General features: G+C 58.7%; 15 protein-coding genes. 11 read left to right on the forward strand and 4 right to left on the reverse strand.

What is annotated here, in order from left to right; all coding sequences use genetic code 11:
- The first annotated feature begins 2 nt into the window (after nucleotides 1–2).
- The 5 genes from AC1MEE_RS29960 (at nucleotide 3) to ltrA (ending at nucleotide 6,322) form a co-directional block, all read left to right on the forward strand.
- Complete coding sequence (locus tag AC1MEE_RS29960; protein ID WP_480413022.1) at nucleotides 3–869, forward strand: cell division protein FtsQ/DivIB; 867 nt, start codon at nucleotides 3–5, stop codon at nucleotides 867–869.
- Nucleotides 870–883: 14 nt separating this feature from the next.
- Nucleotides 884–2,140, forward strand: a complete 1,257-nt coding sequence (gene ftsA, locus AC1MEE_RS29965; protein WP_480413023.1) for a cell division protein FtsA — start codon at nucleotides 884–886, stop codon at nucleotides 2,138–2,140.
- Between the two features lie 65 nt (nucleotides 2,141–2,205).
- A complete protein-coding gene (ftsZ, locus tag AC1MEE_RS29970; protein WP_480413024.1) occupies nucleotides 2,206–3,393 on the forward strand; it encodes a cell division protein FtsZ in 1,188 nt (395 codons plus the stop codon).
- Nucleotides 3,394–3,505: 112 nt separating this feature from the next.
- A complete protein-coding gene (gene lpxC / locus AC1MEE_RS29975; RefSeq protein WP_480413025.1) occupies nucleotides 3,506–4,417 on the forward strand; it encodes a UDP-3-O-acyl-N-acetylglucosamine deacetylase in 912 nt (303 codons plus the stop codon).
- A gap of 483 nt (nucleotides 4,418–4,900) precedes the next feature.
- Nucleotides 4,901–6,322 carry a group II intron reverse transcriptase/maturase gene (gene ltrA / locus AC1MEE_RS29980; RefSeq protein WP_480413026.1) on the forward strand — a complete coding sequence of 474 codons (1,422 nt, stop codon included), beginning with the start codon at nucleotides 4,901–4,903 and terminating at the stop codon, nucleotides 6,320–6,322.
- Between the two features lie 199 nt (nucleotides 6,323–6,521).
- On the opposite strand, the gene AC1MEE_RS29985 is transcribed toward ltrA, so the two are convergent.
- Nucleotides 6,522–6,977, reverse strand: a complete 456-nt coding sequence (locus tag AC1MEE_RS29985) for a DUF721 domain-containing protein (protein WP_480413027.1) — start codon at nucleotides 6,975–6,977, stop codon at nucleotides 6,522–6,524.
- A gap of 306 nt (nucleotides 6,978–7,283) precedes the next feature.
- On the opposite strand from AC1MEE_RS29985, the gene secA reads away from it, so the two are divergent.
- From secA to AC1MEE_RS30005, 4 genes are all read left to right on the forward strand, one after another.
- Nucleotides 7,284–10,025, forward strand: coding sequence for a preprotein translocase subunit SecA (gene secA / locus AC1MEE_RS29990; RefSeq protein ID WP_480413028.1), 2,742 nt, complete (start codon nucleotides 7,284–7,286; stop codon nucleotides 10,023–10,025).
- A 125-nt stretch (nucleotides 10,026–10,150) separates the two neighbouring features.
- Nucleotides 10,151–11,368: a bifunctional glutamate N-acetyltransferase/amino-acid acetyltransferase ArgJ gene (argJ, locus tag AC1MEE_RS29995; protein WP_480413029.1), complete on the forward strand. Its 1,218-nt coding sequence runs from the start codon at nucleotides 10,151–10,153 to the stop codon at nucleotides 11,366–11,368.
- Between the two features lie 205 nt (nucleotides 11,369–11,573).
- The gene (locus AC1MEE_RS30000; protein ID WP_480413030.1) at nucleotides 11,574–12,206 is read left to right on the forward strand and encodes a glutathione S-transferase family protein; all 633 of its coding nucleotides are present in this window, start codon (nucleotides 11,574–11,576) and stop codon (nucleotides 12,204–12,206) included.
- The gene (locus AC1MEE_RS30005; protein WP_480413031.1) at nucleotides 12,203–13,141 is read left to right on the forward strand and encodes a Nudix family hydrolase; all 939 of its coding nucleotides are present in this window, start codon (nucleotides 12,203–12,205) and stop codon (nucleotides 13,139–13,141) included. The genes AC1MEE_RS30000 and AC1MEE_RS30005 overlap by 4 nt, the downstream gene beginning before the upstream one ends.
- A gap of 109 nt (nucleotides 13,142–13,250) precedes the next feature.
- Here AC1MEE_RS30005 and AC1MEE_RS30010 read toward each other — a convergent pair whose 3' ends face one another.
- The 3 genes from AC1MEE_RS30010 to AC1MEE_RS30020 all read right to left on the reverse strand — a co-directional run bounded on the left by AC1MEE_RS30010 (nucleotide 13,251) and on the right by AC1MEE_RS30020 (nucleotide 16,845).
- On the reverse strand, nucleotides 13,251–13,826 hold the full coding sequence (locus AC1MEE_RS30010) for a cob(I)yrinic acid a,c-diamide adenosyltransferase (protein WP_480413032.1): 576 nt from the start codon (nucleotides 13,824–13,826) through the stop codon (nucleotides 13,251–13,253).
- A 2-nt stretch (nucleotides 13,827–13,828) separates the two neighbouring features.
- On the reverse strand, nucleotides 13,829–15,865 hold the full coding sequence (locus tag AC1MEE_RS30015; RefSeq protein WP_480413033.1) for a sensor histidine kinase: 2,037 nt from the start codon (nucleotides 15,863–15,865) through the stop codon (nucleotides 13,829–13,831).
- A 62-nt stretch (nucleotides 15,866–15,927) separates the two neighbouring features.
- Entirely contained in the window at nucleotides 15,928–16,845 is a 918-nt protein-coding gene (locus AC1MEE_RS30020; protein WP_480413034.1) for a putative 2-dehydropantoate 2-reductase, read from the reverse strand.
- 175 nt (nucleotides 16,846–17,020) lie between these two features.
- On the opposite strand from AC1MEE_RS30020, the gene AC1MEE_RS30025 reads away from it, so the two are divergent.
- Nucleotides 17,021–17,500, forward strand: a complete 480-nt coding sequence (locus tag AC1MEE_RS30025) for a YajQ family cyclic di-GMP-binding protein (protein ID WP_480413035.1) — start codon at nucleotides 17,021–17,023, stop codon at nucleotides 17,498–17,500.
- 11 nt (nucleotides 17,501–17,511) lie between these two features.
- Nucleotides 17,512–18,354, forward strand: coding sequence for a mechanosensitive ion channel family protein (locus AC1MEE_RS30030; protein WP_480413036.1), 843 nt, complete (start codon nucleotides 17,512–17,514; stop codon nucleotides 18,352–18,354).
- The last annotated feature ends 48 nt before the right edge of the window (nucleotides 18,355–18,402 follow it).

Consider the following 18,402-nt stretch of genomic DNA (forward strand, 5'->3'; position numbering starts at 1 on the left):
CCATGCAAGGCGCGATGCTACGTCATCAGCAACCCGTTCCCGGCCGCAAGCCGGTGCCGCGTGGTGCCAGTCGAATGGTGGCCAAAGAGCCGCTTTCGATGCGCCTGCCTAAAGCCAATTTCGGGTTTTTCAAGCGTCTGTTCTGGCCGGTGATTTTAGTCGTCCTCGGCTTCGGTACCTACGAAGCCGCGCAGCGTTTGCTGCCGTATGCCGACCGGCCGATCACGAAGATCAATGTGCAGGGCGATCTGAGCTACATCAGCCAGCAAGCCGTGCAGCAGCGCATCGCACCGTACGTGGCCGCGAGCTTCTTCACCATCGATCTGGCGGGGATGCGTACCGAACTGGAACAGATGCCATGGATTGCCCACGCCGAAGTCAGACGCGTCTGGCCGGATCAGGTGGTGATTCATCTGGAAGAACAACTGCCAGTGGCGCGCTGGGGGGATGAGGCTCTGCTGAACAACCAGGGTCAGGCGTTTGCCCCGCGCGAGCTGGCCAATTACGAGCATCTACCGCAATTGTTCGGCCCGCAGCGTGCCCAGCAGCAGGTGATGCAGCAGTACCAGGTGTTGAGTCAGATGTTGCGGCCCTTGGGCTTTTCCATCGTGCGCCTGGAGTTACGTGAACGTGGCAGTTGGTTTTTGACCACTGGTGCAGGCAGTTCGGGGCCAGGTATCGAGTTGTTGCTGGGCCGCGACCACCTGGTGGAAAAAATGCGCCGCTTTATTGCCATTTACGAAAAAACGCTCAAAGAACAGATCACGAATATTGCGCGCATCGACCTGCGTTACTCCAACGGCCTGGCCGTGGGATGGCGTGAGCCGGTAGCGCCTTCGACGGACAAACCCGCCGTCGCGAAGAATTGACAAGAGGCAGGACCATGGCAAACGTGCAAAGCGGCAAAATGATCGTCGGCTTGGATATCGGCACCTCTAAGGTGGTGGCGCTGGTGGGCGAAGTCGCGGCCGATGGTACGCTGGAAATCGTCGGTATCGGCACCCATCCATCCCGCGGCCTGAAGAAGGGCGTGGTGGTGAATATCGAGTCCACCGTGCAGTCGATCCAGCGCGCGGTGGAAGAAGCTCAGCTGATGGCTGGCTGCCGCATCCACTCGGCCTTCGTCGGCGTGGCGGGCAACCATATCCGCAGCCTGAACTCCCACGGCATCGTGGCGATCCGCGATCGCGAAGTCAGCATGGCAGACCTTGAGCGTGTGCTCGATGCGGCCCAGGCCGTGGCGATTCCGGCGGATCAGCGTGTGCTTCACACTCTGCCGCAGGATTACGTGATCGATAACCAGGAAGGCGTGCGTGAGCCTCTGGGTATGTCGGGCGTGCGTCTGGAAGCCAAGGTCCATGTGGTGACCTGTGCCGTCAATGCCGCGCAGAACATTGAAAAATGTGTGCGCCGTTGTGGCCTGGAAATCGACGACATCATTCTCGAACAGCTTGCCTCTGCCTATTCGGTGTTGACCGATGACGAGAAAGAGCTGGGCGTCTGCCTGGTGGACATCGGCGGCGGTACCACTGACATCGCCATCTTCACTGAGGGTGCGATTCGGCATACCGCGGTGATCCCGATTGCGGGTGATCAAGTCACCAACGACATCGCAATGGCGTTGCGGACACCGACCCAGTACGCCGAAGAGATCAAGATTCGCTACGCCTGCGCCCTGGCCAAACTGGCCGGCGCTGGTGAAACCATCAAGGTGCCGAGCGTCGGCGACCGTCCACCGCGCGAGCTGTCCCGTCAGGCGCTGGCCGAAGTGGTCGAGCCGCGTTATGACGAGCTGTTCACCCTGATTCAGGGGGAGCTGCGTCGCAGCGGTTATGAAGATTTGATCCCGGCCGGCATCGTGCTGACCGGTGGTACTTCGAAGATGGAAGGCGCGGTCGAACTGGCCGAAGAGATCTTCCATATGCCGGTGCGCCTGGGCGTGCCGCACAGTGTCAAAGGGCTCGCGGACGTCGTGCGCAACCCGATCTATTCCACTGGTGTGGGGCTATTGCTGTACGGACTGCAAAAGCAATCCGACGGCATTTCTCTGTCCGGCATCAGTAGTAGCAATAGCTATAGCGATGAACCTAAAGCACCTGTGCTCGAGCGCCTCAAGCGCTGGGTGCAGGGCAATTTCTAAGATTCAAAGCGGTAGTGGCAGGCGGCAGTAGGCGAAAAAACTAGAGAAATGAAAGGAGAGGGAAAATGTTCGAACTCGTAGACAATGTCCCGCAAAGTCCGGTAATCAAGGTTATCGGCGTTGGTGGTGGTGGCGGTAACGCTGTTAACCATATGGTTAAGAGCAACATCGAAGGCGTTGAATTCATCTGCGCCAACACCGACGCGCAAGCGCTGAAAAGCATCGGCGCACGGACCATCCTGCAATTGGGCACTGGTGTGACCAAAGGCCTGGGTGCGGGTGCCAATCCTGAAGTAGGTCGTCAGGCGGCACTGGAAGACCGTGAGCGTATTGCTGAAGTGCTGCAAGGCACCAACATGGTGTTCATCACCACCGGCATGGGCGGCGGTACCGGTACCGGTGCTGCACCGATCATCGCCGAAGTGGCCAAGGAAATGGGCATCCTCACCGTTGCAGTGGTGACGCGTCCGTTCCCGTTCGAAGGTCGCAAGCGCATGCAGATCGCCGATGAAGGCATCCGCCTGCTGTCGGAAAGCGTCGACTCGTTGATCACCATTCCCAACGAGAAGCTGCTGACCATCCTCGGTAAAGACGCCAGCCTGCTGTCGGCTTTCGCCAAGGCTGACGATGTACTCGCCGGTGCCGTTCGCGGTATCTCCGACATCATCAAACGTCCGGGCATGATCAACGTCGACTTTGCTGACGTACGCACCGTGATGAGCGAAATGGGTATGGCGATGATGGGCACTGGCTGCGCCAGCGGTCCGAACCGTGCGCGTGAAGCGACTGAGGCAGCTATCCGCAACCCGCTGCTCGAAGACGTCAACCTGCAAGGTGCTCGCGGTATTCTGGTCAACATCACAGCCGGTCCTGACCTGTCTCTGGGTGAGTATTCGGACGTGGGTAGCATCATCGAAGCGTTCGCTTCCGAGCACGCCATGGTCAAGGTCGGTACTGTTATCGATCCGGACATGCGTGACGAGTTGCACGTGACTGTGGTTGCCACTGGTCTGGGCGCGAAAATCGAGAAACCTGTGAAGGTGATCGATAACACCATGCAAACGGCGCAACATGTATCGGCACAACCTTCTGCCCGTCAGGAAATGCCGTCGGTGAATTACCGCGACCTGGATCGTCCGACCGTGATGCGCAATCAGGCTCACGCCGGCGCGCAAGCCGCGGCGAAGATGAATCCGAATGACGACTTGGACTATCTGGACATCCCGGCTTTCCTGCGTCGCCAGGCTGATTGATGAAATGTATCAGGGGTATTAGGGTGATTGGTGTTCAGCAAAGGCCGGGTCTGCTATTATCGCCAGCCTTTGTTGATACCAGTTCGCAACTTGCGCTGAAGCGGCCAATGCCATGATTAAACAACGCACCCTGAAGAATATTATCCGTGCCACAGGTGTCGGCCTGCACTCCGGGGAAAAGGTTTACCTGACCCTCAAGCCCGCACCTGTGAATACCGGCATCGTGTTTTGTCGTGCCGACCTCGACCCTGTGGTGCAGATCCCTGCCCGTGCGGAAAACGTCGGTGACACCACCCTGTCGACCACTCTGGTCAGCGGGGACGCCAAGGTGGACACGGTAGAGCACTTGCTTTCGGCCATGGCTGGCCTTGGCATCGATAACGCCTACGTCGAACTCTCCGCCTCCGAAGTTCCAATCATGGACGGTAGCGCAGGACCCTTCGTATTCCTGATTCAATCTGCCGGCCTGGAAGAGCAGGACGCAGCCAAGAAATTCATCCGCATTCTGAAGGAAGTCACAGTGGAAGAGGGCGGTAAACGCGCTACTTTCCTGCCTTTCGAAGGGTTCAAGGTGAGCTTCGAGATCGATTTCGACCACCCGGTTTTCCGCAACCGTACACAAAGCGCAACCGTGGATTTTTCCAGCACTTCTTTCGTTAAAGAAGTCAGCCGCGCCCGTACCTTTGGGTTCATGAGCGATATCGAGTACCTGCGCAAGCACAACCTCGCGCTTGGCGGTAGCGTAGAAAATGCCATCGTGGTCGATAAAGATGGCGTGCTTAACGAAGATGGCCTGCGGTACGAGGACGAATTCGTCAAACACAAAATCCTGGATGCAATCGGCGACCTTTACCTGCTGGGTAACAGCCTGATAGGCGAGTTCCGAGGCTTCAAGTCGGGGCATGCACTGAACAACGTACTTCTTCGCGCATTGATCGCGCAGAAAGACGCATGGGAAGTCGTGACCTTCGAAGACGCCAGCACCGCACCGATCTCTTACATGCGTCCTGTCGCGGCCGTGTAATTAGTACTCTCTTTCCTTTTATTTTTTAAGGCTGCCTTCGGGTGGCCTTTTTTTATGGTGCGCCAGGCATGGCGCGTTGCGCGTCAGCGCAACCAGTTTGGCTGTGGTGGCCTCACTGGTGACTTGGAGGTGAAAGTCCTCTACACACCCGGCAAGGGGAAGTGTTAGCCAGAGGCAAGGGTGTCGTGGGTGACTGCGAATCCGAAGGAAGCCCGAGGCAAAATGCTGGCCTGACGAACAGGAAGCGGATTAGGCGGCGCAGCGGGGTGAGACGGCCATAATCGTCAAAGCCCGATACTTGCACGGAACGCTGTGACGTAGATCCGACAGGCATAAGCAGGAAGGTCGCGCGAATTACCCTGGGAGATCTGCACGTTTGCCACTGTGCTACCGAGCGTCGAGAGGCGACGGGATGAGCGTGCAGAAGTCAGCCGAGGCCGTAGTAAGTGGCGAATAACCCCGTCACCAAGGGCCGAACAGGTTATGCCGCCAGTAGGCGACAGAGTCTCGTTGAATACCGAAATGCAGAAATTTCTCCAAGAGAAGACTGTTACTCCGAGTCCCGGACAGAATCCGAGGATGACGGCTGACAGCGCAAAGGTGTCGGCGGCGTCTGTGACGTGGACGAAAGCGGAGCCGGAAACGCTGCTGGAGCGGGTGCTTGCACCGGCCAACCTTCGGCGTGCGTACCAACGCGTGGTCAGCAACAAGGGCGCGCCGGGTGCCGATGGCATGACGGTCGACGAATTGGCAGGCTACGTGAATCAGTATTGGCCGACCCTCAAGGCACGGCTGCTGGCCGGCGAGTATCACCCGCAAGGTGTACGCGCCGTCGATATCCCCAAGCCCAAAGGCGGCACAAGACAGCTGGGTATTCCCTGCGTCGTGGATCGCCTGATCCAACAGGCATTGCTGCAACAGCTCACCCCGATCTTCGACCCGCTGTTCTCGGACTACAGCTTTGGCTTCCGTCCGGACAGACGCGCCCACCAAGCCGTCGAAACCGCCCGCGCCCATGTGGCGGCGGGGCACCGTTGGTGCGTGGAGCTCGATCTGGAAAAGTTCTTTGATCGAGTTAATCACGACATCTTGATGGCCTATGTGCAGCGCCACGTCGAAGATAAGCGGGTACTCAAGCTGATCCGCCGTTACCTCGAAGCCGGAGTGATGTCGGGTGGGATCGCCAGCCAGCGGCAGGAAGGGACGCCGCAAGGCGGCCCGCTCTCGCCGTTACTGTCGAATATCCTGCTCAACGAGTTCGACCGCGAGCTGGAACGGCGGGGGCATCGCTTCGTGCGCTATGCCGATGATGCGAACATTTATGTGAGCAGCTGTCGTGCTGGCGAGCGTGTGCTGAACAGCGTCGAGCGCTTCCTGAATCGGCGTCTGAAACTGACGTTGAATCGGGAAAAGAGCCGAGTAGCAAGACCGTGGAAGTGTGACTATCTGGGTTATGGGATGAGTTTGCATCGACAGCCGAGACTAAGAGTAGCGACGATGAGTCTGGGTCGCTTGTGCGACCGGCTCAAAGAGCTGCTGCGCGGTGCTCGGGGCCACAAGATGGCGAGCGTCATCGAACGAATCAACCCTGTGCTAAGGGGGTGGGCGGGCTATTTCAAGTTGAGCCAGAGTAAGCGGCCACTTGAAGAGCTTGATGGCTGGGTGCGACGCAAACTTCGCTGTGTCTTCTGGCGTCAATGGAAGCAACCCTCGACGAGGGCCCGCAACCTGAAGCGTCTGGGGCTCGACGAGGCTCGCGCTTGGAAGTCAGCAGTCAATGGTCGAGGCCCTTGGTGGAACTCGGGAGCGTCACATATGAATCAAGTGTTGCCGAAGAAACTGTGGGATCAACTCGGGCTAGTCTCGATACTGGATACGATAAACCGGCTTAGCCGCATAACCTGAACCGCCGTATACGGAACCGTACGTACGGTGGTGTGAGAGGACGGCGGATGTAAATCCGCCTCCTACTCGATCTGGCTCAAATCCATTGTAGGAGCGCGCTTGCCCGCGATAGGCCGGGGTCGCGCTCGACACGGAGGACCTTCTGCGACTGACACACCGCCATCGCGGGCAAGCGCGCTCCTACAAAAGCGAACCTTACTCAGTTTTTCGGCTTCCCATGACTCGCCAACCGCTCCAGCGCCGCCCGCAGATTGGGATCAGTAATACCATCCGCCGTGGCCTGAATACTTTCCGCCGCAGTTGCAGACAAATTAATCGTATGACCCACCGCCCCCTGCTGGACGGTCGGAGGCTGTACCTTGAATAGGATGCGCGTCAGGCTGGCGAATTCATCAAAAGCTACCAGCTGTCGTTGCAGGCGTTTTTGTTGATAGCGCAAGCGCGTGGCCCAATGACCGTCGGTCACGATCAATAGCAGGCTGCCTTCACGCCAGGAAGCGACGTGGCAGTGTTCGCGAGCGGCCGGCTGCAATTGGCTTTCAAGCAGGCGCTGCAGATGTGCCAGGCGTTGGGCGTGGTGGAATATGGCTTTGAGCGGCTTCGCTTCACGAAGCAAGACAGCCGGTGCCCGTGCCGAGAGGGGGCGAAATGCCATAGTGGACGCCTTGAGTTACAGAGCGGCCATGTTAGCAGAAAGCGCTCGCGCGGCTTCGTTAGATGGGCTTTCCGTGCTTTCATAGGCAGATTCAACGAGTCACTTCTCCCTCAGATGGGTTGAAGTCTGAAAAAACGGCCCTATTGTAAAACTGCCCCGTTACAGCGCTGTGCCAGCATCGTGGAATAACGCCACTTTCCTCACCACCGTTTCCGGGTAGAATGCTCGTTCGCATGCGGCCATGAGGGCTGCACGGGCGACTCACGGGGCCGCCCTCCATCCCTATGTGTGGAAGATCCTGTCGATATGTTTGCGCCTTTGTTAAAAAAACTTTTTGGAAGCAAGAACGAGCGTGAAGTCAAACGCATGCTCAAGACGGTACAAATCGTCAATGCCTTCGAAGAGCAAATGGTGGCCCTTTCGGACGAGCAATTGCGTGCCAAGACCGAAGAGTTCAAGGCCCGCTTAGCCAAAGGTGAGACCCTCGATAAACTCCTCCCTGAAGCGTTCGCGGTTGCCCGCGAAGCCGGGAAGCGTGTCATGGGTATGCGCCACTTCGACGTCCAGTTGATTGGCGGCATGACCCTGCACGAAGGCATGATCGCCGAAATGCGTACTGGTGAAGGCAAGACCCTGGTGGCGACACTGGCGGTTTACCTGAACGCATTGTCCGGCAAGGGTGTGCACGTTGTAACGGTGAACGACTACCTGGCTCGTCGTGATGCCAACTGGATGCGTCCGCTGTATGAATTCCTCGGTCTGACGGTAGGCGTTGTCACGCCTTTCCAGCCGCCGGAAGAGAAGCGCGCAGCCTATGCGTCGGATATCACCTACGGCACCAACAACGAATTCGGCTTCGATTACCTGCGCGACAACATGGCTTTCAGCATGGAAGAGAAGTTCCAGCGCGAGCTTAACTTTTCCGTAATCGACGAAGTCGACTCGATCCTGATCGACGAAGCGCGTACACCGCTGATCATCTCCGGTCAGGCTGAAGACAGCTCCAAGCTGTACACCGAAATCAACAAGCTGATCCCGAAACTCGAGCAACACATCGAGGAAGTGGAAGGCGTCGTCACCAAGGCCGGGCACTTCACCGTTGACGAGAAAACCCGTCAGGTCGAGCTGAACGAAGCCGGTCACCAGTTCATCGAAGAGATGCTCACTGAGGTCGGCCTGCTGGCAGTCGGCGAAAGCCTGTACTCGGCCCACAACCTGGGTCTGCTGACCCACGTTTACGCCGGCCTGCGTGCGCACAAACTGTTCCACCGCAACGTCGAGTACATCGTCCAGGACGGTCAGATCCTGCTGGTCGACGAACACACCGGTCGTACCATGCCGGGTCGTCGCCTGTCCGAAGGCCTGCACCAGGCCATCGAAGCGAAGGAAGTCCTGAATATTCAGGCCGAGAGCCAGACCCTGGCTTCGACCACTTTCCAGAACTACTTCCGCCTGTACAACAAGCTGTCCGGCATGACCGGTACGGCCGATACCGAGGCGTTCGAGTTCCATCAGATCTACTCCCTGGCCGTGACGGTCATCCCGCCGAACAAGCCTTTGGCGCGTAAAGACTTCAACGACCTGGTCTACCTGACGGCCGAAGAGAAGTACGCCGCGATCGTCACCGATATCAAAGACTGCCTGGCCCAGGGTCGTCCGGTACTGGTGGGTACGGCGACCATCGAAACCTCCGAGCACATGTCCGGCCTGTTGATCAAGGAAGGCATCGATCACAAGGTTCTGAACGCCAAGTTCCACGAAAAAGAAGCCGAAATCATCGCCCAGGCCGGTCGTCCGGGTGCGCTGACCATCGCCACCAACATGGCCGGTCGTGGTACCGACATTCTATTGGGCGGCAACTGGGAAGTGGAAGTCGCCAGCCTGGAAGAGCCGACGCCTGAGCAGATCGCTCAGATCAAGGCCGACTGGCAGAAACGCCATCAGCAAGTGATCGAAGCGGGCGGCCTGCATGTGATCGCTTCCGAGCGTCACGAATCTCGTCGTATCGATAACCAGTTGCGTGGTCGTGCCGGTCGTCAGGGCGACACCGGTTCCAGCCGTTTCTACCTGTCGCTGGAAGACAGCCTGATGCGCATCTTCGCCTCTGATCGGGTGAAGAACTTCATGAAAGCGTTGGGCATGCAGTCCGGCGAAGCGATCGAACACCGCATGGTGACCAACGCGATCGAGAAGGCTCAGCGTAAAGTTGAAGGCCGTAACTTCGACATTCGCAAGCAACTGCTCGAGTTCGATGACGTCTCCAACGAACAGCGTAAAGTGATTTACCACATGCGTAACAGCCTGCTGGCTGCGACCAACATTGGTGACACCATCGCTGACTTCCGTATGGACGTACTCAATAGCCTTGTCAGCCAGCACATTCCTCCTCAGTCCCTGCCAGAGCAGTGGGATGTCGCGGGTCTGGAAGCGGCGCTGAGCACCGATTTCGGCGTGAAGCTGCCCATCCAGCAGTGGCTTGACGAAGACGATCACCTGTACGAAGAAACCCTGCGCGAGAAGCTGTTGCAAGAGCTGCTGGCGGCGTACAACGAGAAAGAAGAGCAAGCCAGTGCCGAGGCGCTGCGCACGTTCGAGAAGCAGATTCTGCTGCGTGTCCTCGACGACCTGTGGAAAGATCACCTGTCGACCATGGACCACTTGCGTCACGGTATTCACCTGCGTGGTTACGCGCAGAAGAACCCGAAGCAGGAATACAAGCGCGAGTCCTTCACCCTGTTCCAGGAACTGCTCGACTCGATCAAGCGCGACACTATTCGTGTGTTGTCCCACGTCCAGGTTCGCCGCGAAGATCCGATCGAAGAAGAAGCCCGTCTGCGTCGCGATGCCGAAGATCTGGCTCAGCGCATGCAGTTCGAGCACGCCGAAGCCCCAGGCCTGGAGCAATCAGAAGCACTGCTGCTGGAGGAGGACGATGATGTCGCCGTCGCAGCAGTACCGGTTCGCAACGACCAGAAGCTCGGTCGCAACGAATTGTGCTGGTGTGGTTCGGGCAAGAAATTCAAGCATTGCCACGGTCAGATCAACTAAGTTCAGCCTGGCGTTGTTTATGTGAAACACCCGCGCCGCGACCGGCCCCAGCCGTCGCGGCGTTTTTCCATCGATTGAGCCGTACCGATGCGGGCGGCGCAGATAGCTTTCAAGGAGCGCACTTAATGGCTGTTGGTCTTGGTCCTTTGCCGACATTGCACCCGGTACCCGGTTTTGAACTTGGCATCGCCTCCGCCGGCATCAAGCGCCCTGGGCGCAAGGATGTGGTGGTCATGCGCTGTGCCGAAGGTTCCAGCGTGGCGGGTGTGTTCACCCTCAACGCGTTCTGTGCTGCACCTGTGATCCTGGCCAAGCAGCGCGTGCAAGGCCCCGTGCGTTATCTGCTGACCAACACCGGCAACGCCAACGCCGGTACCGGCGAACCGGGCCTGGTCGCGGCTGCGCGTACCTGCGCCAAACTCGCGGAATTGGCGGGTGTCGACGCCCATGCAGTACTGCCTTATTCCACTGGCGTGATCGGTGAGCCGTTGCCCGTGGAGAAAATCGAAGGTGCACTGCAAGCCGCCCTCGACGACTTGTCTGTGGATAACTGGGCCGCTGCGGCCACCGGGATCATGACCACTGACACCCTGCCCAAGGGTGCGAGCCGTCAGTTCCAGCACGAAGGCGTGACCATCACCGTCACCGGTATCAGCAAAGGTGCCGGCATGATTCGCCCAAACATGGCGACCATGCTCGGCTACATCGCTACGGACGCCAAAGTCGCTCAGAGCGTGTTGCAGGATCTGCTGCGTGACGGCGCCAACAAGTCGTTCAACCGCATCACCATCGACGGCGACACCTCGACCAACGATTGCTGCATGCTGATCGCTACCGGCCAGGCTGCGCTGCCAGAAATCACCGAGGCCAAAGGCCCGTTGTTCGCAGCACTGAAGCAAGCCGTGTTCGACGTGTGCATGGAAGTGGCACAGGCCATCGTTCGTGACGGCGAGGGCGCAACCAAGTTCGTCACCGTCGAAGTCAATGGCGGCGGCAATCATCAGGAATGCCTGGACGTCGGTTACGCTGTGGCGCATTCGCCATTGATCAAGACCGCCTTGTTCGCTTCCGATCCCAACTGGGGCCGTATCCTCGCGGCGGTAGGCCGTGCCGGTGTGCCGGACCTGGACGTGAGCAAGATCGACGTGTTCCTCGGTGCGGTATGCATCGCCAGCCAGGGTTGCCGTGCGACCACTTACACCGAAGAGCAGGGCGCCGCGGTAATGGCGGAAGCGGAAATTACCATCCGTATCGAGCTGGGCCGTGGTGAGTGCCGCGAAACCATCTGGACCACCGACCTGTCACACGAGTACGTAAAGATCAACGCCGAATACCGTACCTGATAAAAACGACGTAACCCCTGTAGGAGTGGGCTTGCCCGCGATCGAGTGCGCAGCGCTCGCAAAACGGCTGAACGCGGTGTTGAATCTTGTCTCACAGGATCCTTCAATATTGCATGAAGGCCATTCTGGCCTTATCGCGGGCAAGAACTCGGCGTCCCCCCCGCTCCTACAGTGGGCTTATAGCTTCTCTTGGAGAACCCCGAACATGAGCTTGCATCTGATCATCGGCGACAAACGGTTTTCTTCCTGGTCCTTGCGCCCGGCGTTGGCGCTGGACATGGCTGGCGCGGCGTATACCGAGCAAGTGATTCGCTTGAATCAGCCGGACACCCTGCAAAAAATTCTCGAACACGGGCCCACCGGCAAAGTACCGTTGCTGAAAACCGAACACGGCACCATCTCCGATTCCCTGGCGATTGTTGAGTACCTGAACGAGCGTTTCCCCGAGGCCGATCTCTGGCCGCGCGATATCGCCGCTCGGGCCCAGGCGCGTTCGGCTTGTGCGCAGATGCACAGCGGTTTTATGGCCTTGCGCTCGAACATGGGCTTCGACCTGCGACGTGATGAGGCATTGGACGTTATCCCTGCCGACGCTCAGGCTGACATCGACCGTATCATCGCTTTATGGGCTGAATGCCGTGCAGCGGCCGTTGAGAGCGGTCCGTACCTGTTCGGTCGGGTTAGCCTGGCTGACGCGTTCTTCGCCCCGGTTGCGGTGCGGCTGCGGACCTATCGCGTGGCATTGCCCGCCGAGGCCGCCGCGTATGTCGAGACGATTTACCAGTGGCCCGCCTTTCAGCGCTGGCAGAAAGCAGGTTTAGAGGAAATGGTGCGGTGAAACGAGTTCATGTAGCAGCGGCGGTAATCCGCGGCAATGACGGCAAAATCCTTATCGCTCGACGTGCCGATACTCAGCACCAGGGCGGTTTGTGGGAGTTCCCGGGTGGCAAGGTCGAGGCCGGTGAAGCGGTCGAAACGGCGTTGGCGCGTGAGCTGCAGGAAGAGCTGGGTATTGTCGTCACCGCAGCTCGTCCGCTGATCAAGGTTCAGCACGATTACCCGGACAAACAGGTGTTGCTGGATGTCTGGGAAGTGTCGTCGTTTACCGGGGAGCCGCATGGCGCGGAAGGCCAGCCGTTGGCTTGGGTTTCCAGGCGGGAACTGGCTGATTACGACTTTCCGGCGGCCAATCAACCCATCGTGGCTGCGGCGCGCTTGCCTGCCGAATACCTGATCACCCCCGATGGCCTGGAGACCCCGCAGTTGCTGCGCGGGTTGCAAAAGGCCATAGCCGGCGGCATCAAGCTTGTGCAGTTGCGCTCGCCGAACGGGTACGACCCGCAATATCGCGATCTGGCCGTGGATGCGGTCGGCTTGTGCGCCGGCAAAGCGCAGTTGATGCTCAAAGGCCCGTTGGAGTGGCTGGGAGACTTCCCGGCGGCTGGCTGGCACCTGACAGCAGCCCAGCTGCGAAAACTTGCTAGCGCGGGTCGTCCGTTCCCCAAAGCGCGTTGGTTGGCGGCCTCCTGTCACAACACTGAAGAATTATCGCTGGCTGAACAGATGGGCGTGGATTTCGTCACCCTATCGCCGATACAGGCCACTCAGACTCATCCTGATGGAGTGCCGTTGGGTTGGGAGCTGGCGAGGCAATTGATCGCCGGGTTCAGCAAACCAGTGTTTTTGCTCGGCGGTGTCGGGCCTGATGATCGGCAGCGCGCCTGGGAAAGCGGCGCGCAAGGGGTGGCGGGGATTCGGGCGTTTTGGCCCTAGGGGACTGATTTATTTTTCGCGCTCTTTGAAAAATCAATCTGTCCCGGAAAAACGGGGACAGATTAATTTTCGATGAAGCGCTGAAAATAAATCAGTCCCCTCACGACATTTATGGCTTCACCGCAGCCTGCCAAAGAACTTCGGCAATCCCCTGACGCTTGGCGATCAAGCGCGCAGCGACGAACAGCAGGTCTGACAGGCGGTTGATGTAGGCCAGGCCAACCCCCGTCAACGGCTCAATGGCATTGAGCTGCTGACAGCGACGTTCGGCGCTGCGGGCCAGGCTGCGGCAAACGTGGGCCTGAGCGATCAGCGCCGAACCACCCGGCAGAACGAAGTTTTTCAGCGGCCCCAACTCCTCGTTCCACAGATCGATGGCGGCCTCCAGTCGTTCGATCTCAGCGCTGTTGAGCGCCTGATACACCGGCATCGCCAACTCGCCGCCCAGATCGAACAAGCGATGCTGGCAAGGCGTCAGCACCTCGATCAGTTCATTCAAGCCCGGATAGCGCTCGGCCTGCTCGGCCAGCCCCGCAAGCAATAAACCCACTTGGCTGTTCAAGGTGTCGACCTCGCCGATGGCCTCGATCCGCGGGTGGTCTTTGGGTACCCGGCGGCCATCACCGAGGCCGGTTTCGCCTTTGTCGCCGGTACGCGTGTAAATTTTTGACAGGCGAAAGCCCATGGTTATAACTCCGAAAGGGACGGTTCCTGGGCGTTGATCATGTTGCCAGACAACGGCAGACGCAGGGTGAAACACGTACCTTGGCCTGGGGTCGACTGCACCTCCATCTGGCCTTTGTGGTTGTTGGTGATAATAAAGTACGACACCGACAGGCCGAGCCCTGTGCCCTGGCCGATCTCCTTGGTGGTGAAAAATGGCTCGAAGGTGCGCTTGCGCACGTTTTCCGGCATGCCGATGCCATTGTCCTCCACCTGGATTTCTGCCCATGGCGGGTTCAGCCGCGTACGCAGGGTGATGCGTCCCGGCTCACGGTCATTTTCACGTTGGTGGATGGCCTGAGCGGCGTTCTTCAACAAATTGAGCAGCACCTGCTCCAGCTCGTTCGCGGTGCCGGGCACCGGTCCAAGGTTGGGGTCGAACTGACGGGTGATCGCCTGGCCCTTGAAGTCGAAACCGATGGTCAGGTCGAAGTCGTTGCTGGCGATCTCCACGGCCTGATCGATTAACGCCGGCAAGTCGCACGGTGCCATTTGCCGATTGCTGAGCCGACTGAAGCTGAGCATGTGGCTAACGATCTTCGCCGCACGTGCGCCAGCCTGTTGGATGCCGTCGAGCAATTGCGGCACTTCACGGCTTAGCAGGTATTGATTGACGGTCGCCAGCTCGATGCCGCTTAGTTCAGCCTGTTCGATGTTTTTCGGCAAATCCGGCGACAGGCGTCGGCGAATGTTCTGCACGTTATGCAGGATCGCGCCTAAAGGGTTGTTGATTTCGTGGGCCATGCCTGCCGCCAGACCGCCGACGGAGAGCATCTTCTCGGACTGCACCATCATGTCTTCCAGTGACAGCCGCTGAGTGATGTCATCGATGCGGATCACCACCCCTCGGCCAGCCCCGCCGGTCAGTGGATAGAAGGTCAGCGCATAGTGGTGGGGGACGTCATCTTTGACCCAGGTCACCCGCTCGATCTTGGTGACAGTGTGCCGTTCGACCGTGTGTCTGATCTTCGGCAGGAAGGCCTTCATTGGCTCGAAGGCGAGAAAGATCGGTTGATTGAGCGCTTCGTCCAGCGGCGTGCCGGAAAGGGCGCTGGCTTCCTGATTCCATTGGGTGACATACAGCTGTTCGTCCAGCGCGATCAACGCTGAGGGCATCGAGTCGATGATGCTGTTGAGGTAGTTCTGAAATCCGGTGAGTTTTTTCTCGATCTTGCTGCGCACCTGCACTTCGAGTTCAAGCTTGCGATTGGTATGGCGGGTTTCCTCCGCCAGCCCCTGCGCCTGATCGTAGGCTTCTTGAGAGTCGTCCCGTGCGCGCTTGAGCTGATGCTCCCGGGCCTCAATGCGCGAGAGCATGGTGTTGAAGGCTTCGGCCAGGCTGCCGATCTCATCGTTGTTGCCTGGTTCGGCACGCAGCGCGTAGTTCTCTTCGCGGGTGACCTGGCGTGAGAGCTCTTCGAGCTGATAGATCGGTTTGGTGATCAGGCGCCGAATCTGCCGGGCGACGACCAGCCATAGCAGTACGCTGAACACCAGAATCCCCGCGCTGGCGGTAAAGGTGCCGGTATAAAACGCTGTCGGTAATTCACTACTGGCCACCAGCAACAAATGGCCCGGCGCCTGCCCGTCTTTGGGGATGCTAATCAGTTGGGTGCTGCGAAATTCGGTCAGGCGCCAGTTTTCCACGTTCCGGAAGCGCTCGGGTAGCTTGAGTTTATTGCCTTGCTGCAACTGTGCCAGGCGGTCACCGTTGTTGTCGTACAGCGCCGCCGCACGCAGTGGGCTGTAATTTATCAGCTCCTTGAGTAGAGCTTGGCCATTGGCGGCCGAGCTCAATGCCTGGGTGGCGAGGTTGGGGTTGCTGATCAGCCGGCCGATGGTCTGCAAGGCCTGTGGTGCCATGCTTTCCTGGGAAATGTAATAGGCCGCACTGATGAACGTCAGGTTGGCCACCAACAACACAGTGGTCAGCAAGACCAGCAGAGCTGCCAGGAGCTTCTGGCCCACTGGCAAGTTTTCTAGGCGCTGGCGCAATGGCATTGGGCGAATCACAAGCGATTAATGAATTAGCAGGGTAACGCGCTGTTCAGTCGCTGAGCAATCTAGTCCGTGGGCAAACCGCGTGATTGCAAATGGGTGATCAACCTCGTTTGCAGTTGTTTCAGGTGCGGCAGCGAGCAGTGGTGACGAGCCGCCATGGCGCAGGCATGGCCGAGCAGGTAGCTGATTTCGGTGCGCCGGCCGTGGGCGACGTCCTGATACATCGACGAATAGTTGGCTGCCGTCGCCTGAATCACTCTCTCGACCTCGCTGTGCAAGTCTTCGGCGGCGGCGGGCTGACCGCAGCAATCGAGCAAGTCGGTCAATTCGGCACACAGCGTTGCGACTTCGCAATGGTGCGCTTGCAGGCCGCCGTTACGGCAGTCGTGGAGTACGGTCAGTGGGTTGATCGCGCAGTTCAGCGCCAGTTTGCGCCAGAGACGGGTGAGGATGTCCGGGGTCCACTGATGAGGGATGCCGCTGGCCTGCAGCTCATTCAGCCAGGAGGGCGGTGTCGGGTCGCTGGCATCGCCCAGCCAAGTGTAGCCATGACCGGCAAACACCACGCGCCAGTCGTCATCCCGAAAAGCGCCCTCGGTACTCGACGCAAACATACAGCGCGCCTGCGGCACCTTCGCCGCCACCGCGTCCTGGCTGCCAAGGCCATTTTGCAACAGGATCAACTCGGCGTTGGCGCTCAAACGCGGCGCCAGGCGGGCGACGGCGTCTTCTGCGTCATAGGCTTTGCACGCCACCAACAGGCGTTCGATGGGTTCGACGGCATCGAAGGTTTGCGCGGGAATCGCCATCTGCTGGCTCTGGCCTTGCTCGACCAGGGTCAGACCGCCGACGGCTTCATAAGCCGCCAGACGTGCCGGGTCGCGCAGGATCAGCCGCACCGGAAGTCCCGCTCGCGCCAGACGAGTTGCCCACAAGCTGCCGAGGCTGCCGACGCCCAACACATGCCAAGTGATGGCCATTAGCTGTTCACTGGAGAGGATTTGACGAGCTGCGGAACGAAGGAATCGGAATTCAACATGACAGGCTCGCAGCGAAGGTGGGGAAAGTCTCGTTATAATGACGGCGCATTCATACCGTCAAGTCAGGCGTGCTCCATCTACATGCCGAGCCGCGCCGTTCATCTGGAGAAATTACATGCCCTCGTTCGACGTAGTGTCCGAACTGGATAAACACGAAGTCACTAATGCCGTCGATAATGCCATCAAAGAGCTGGACCGTCGGTACGATCTCAAAGGCAAAGGCACTTTCGAGTTCAAGGAATTGACCGTGAACCTGACCGCCGAGGCGGAGTTTCAGCTCGAGGCGATGGTCGAAATCCTCAAGCTGTGCCTGGTCAAGCGCAAGATCGATGTGCAGTGTCTTGAACTCAAGGACGCTTACCCGTCCGGAAAATTGATGAAGCAGGAAGCCACGCTCAAGGAAGGCATCGATAAAGAGATGGCGAAGAAAATCGTCGCCCACATCAAAGACGCCAAGCTAAAGGTGCAGGCCGCCATTCAGGGCGAGCAAGTACGCGTCACCGGCAAGAAGCGCGATGACCTGCAAGAAGCGATGGCGGTGTTGCGTGGCCATGAATTCGGCATGCCACTGCAGTTCAACAACTTCCGCGATTAAAGGAGAAATAAATGGATTTGAATGCTCAAGTCGATCACTTGGAAAAGGTCACCGAGGCCTGGATTCCGTTGTTCTTGCAATACGGCAGCCGCGTGCTGCTGGCCGTGATTACGCTGGGTATCGGCTGGTGGGTGATCAACGTGGTCACTCGCAAGCTGAGTGGGCTATTGGCGTTGCGCAATGCCGATCTGGCCTTGCAGGGTTTTATGGGCAGCCTGGCCAACATCATCCTCAAGATACTGCTGATCGTCAGCGTCGCTTCGATGATCGGGGTCGAAACCACCTCGTTCGTGGCTGCCATCGGTGCCGCGGGTCTGGCCATCGGTCTGGCCTTGCAAGGCAGCCTGGCGAATTTCGCCGGCGGTGTGCTGATTCTGCTGTTCCGCCCGTTTCGCATTGGTGATTGGATCGAAGCCCAAAGCGTCAGCGGTACGGTCGACAACATCATGATTTTCCATACCGTTATACGCACCGGTGACAACAAGACAGTGATCGTGCCAAACGGCATTCTGTCCAACGGCATCATCACCAACACCAACCGTCAGCCGACCCGCAAAGTGGTGTTCGATATTGGTGTGGATCACGACGCCGACCTCAAGCAAGCCCTGCAAGTGCTGCTGGAGATGGCTCAAGACCCGCGTGTGCTGCAGGACCCGGCGCCACAAGCGGTGGTCACGGCGTTGGGCGAGAATGCCATCACCCTGTCGTTGCGGGCCTGGACCAAGACCGGCGACTACGCTGATGTAGTTGCGTATTTCAACGTCGAGGCGCGAGATAGCTTGAAAGCAGCCGATATCGCTATACCTGCTCCACAGCGAATGATCCGCGTGATGCAGGAATCGGCAGTGAAATAAGTTGAACCGGCTCCACACTAAAAAGCCCCGGCTCTCGCGAGTCGGGGC

The organism is Pseudomonas sp. ASL3, assembly GCF_056680425.1.

What these genes read in the sequence shown, in the direction of transcription:
- AC1MEE_RS29960 (WP_480413022.1), top strand. Translation starts at nt 3, where the DNA reads ATGCAAGGCGCGATGCTACGTCATCAGCAACCCGTTCCCGGCCGCAAG.
- ftsA (WP_480413023.1), top strand. Translation starts at nt 884, where the DNA reads ATGGCAAACGTGCAAAGCGGCAAAATGATCGTCGGCTTGGATATCGGC.
- ftsZ (WP_480413024.1), top strand. Translation starts at nt 2,206, where the DNA reads ATGTTCGAACTCGTAGACAATGTCCCGCAAAGTCCGGTAATCAAGGTT.
- lpxC (WP_480413025.1), top strand. Translation starts at nt 3,506, where the DNA reads ATGATTAAACAACGCACCCTGAAGAATATTATCCGTGCCACAGGTGTC.
- ltrA (WP_480413026.1), top strand. Translation starts at nt 4,901, where the DNA reads ATGCCGCCAGTAGGCGACAGAGTCTCGTTGAATACCGAAATGCAGAAA.
- AC1MEE_RS29985 (WP_480413027.1), bottom strand. Translation starts at nt 6,977, where the DNA reads ATGGCATTTCGCCCCCTCTCGGCACGGGCACCGGCTGTCTTGCTTCGT.
- secA (WP_480413028.1), top strand. Translation starts at nt 7,284, where the DNA reads ATGTTTGCGCCTTTGTTAAAAAAACTTTTTGGAAGCAAGAACGAGCGT.
- argJ (WP_480413029.1), top strand. Translation starts at nt 10,151, where the DNA reads ATGGCTGTTGGTCTTGGTCCTTTGCCGACATTGCACCCGGTACCCGGT.
- AC1MEE_RS30000 (WP_480413030.1), top strand. Translation starts at nt 11,574, where the DNA reads ATGAGCTTGCATCTGATCATCGGCGACAAACGGTTTTCTTCCTGGTCC.
- AC1MEE_RS30010 (WP_480413032.1), bottom strand. Translation starts at nt 13,826, where the DNA reads ATGGGCTTTCGCCTGTCAAAAATTTACACGCGTACCGGCGACAAAGGC.
- AC1MEE_RS30015 (WP_480413033.1), bottom strand. Translation starts at nt 15,865, where the DNA reads ATGCCATTGCGCCAGCGCCTAGAAAACTTGCCAGTGGGCCAGAAGCTC.
- AC1MEE_RS30020 (WP_480413034.1), bottom strand. Translation starts at nt 16,845, where the DNA reads ATGGCCATCACTTGGCATGTGTTGGGCGTCGGCAGCCTCGGCAGCTTG.
- AC1MEE_RS30025 (WP_480413035.1), top strand. Translation starts at nt 17,021, where the DNA reads ATGCCCTCGTTCGACGTAGTGTCCGAACTGGATAAACACGAAGTCACT.
- AC1MEE_RS30030 (WP_480413036.1), top strand. Translation starts at nt 17,512, where the DNA reads ATGGATTTGAATGCTCAAGTCGATCACTTGGAAAAGGTCACCGAGGCC.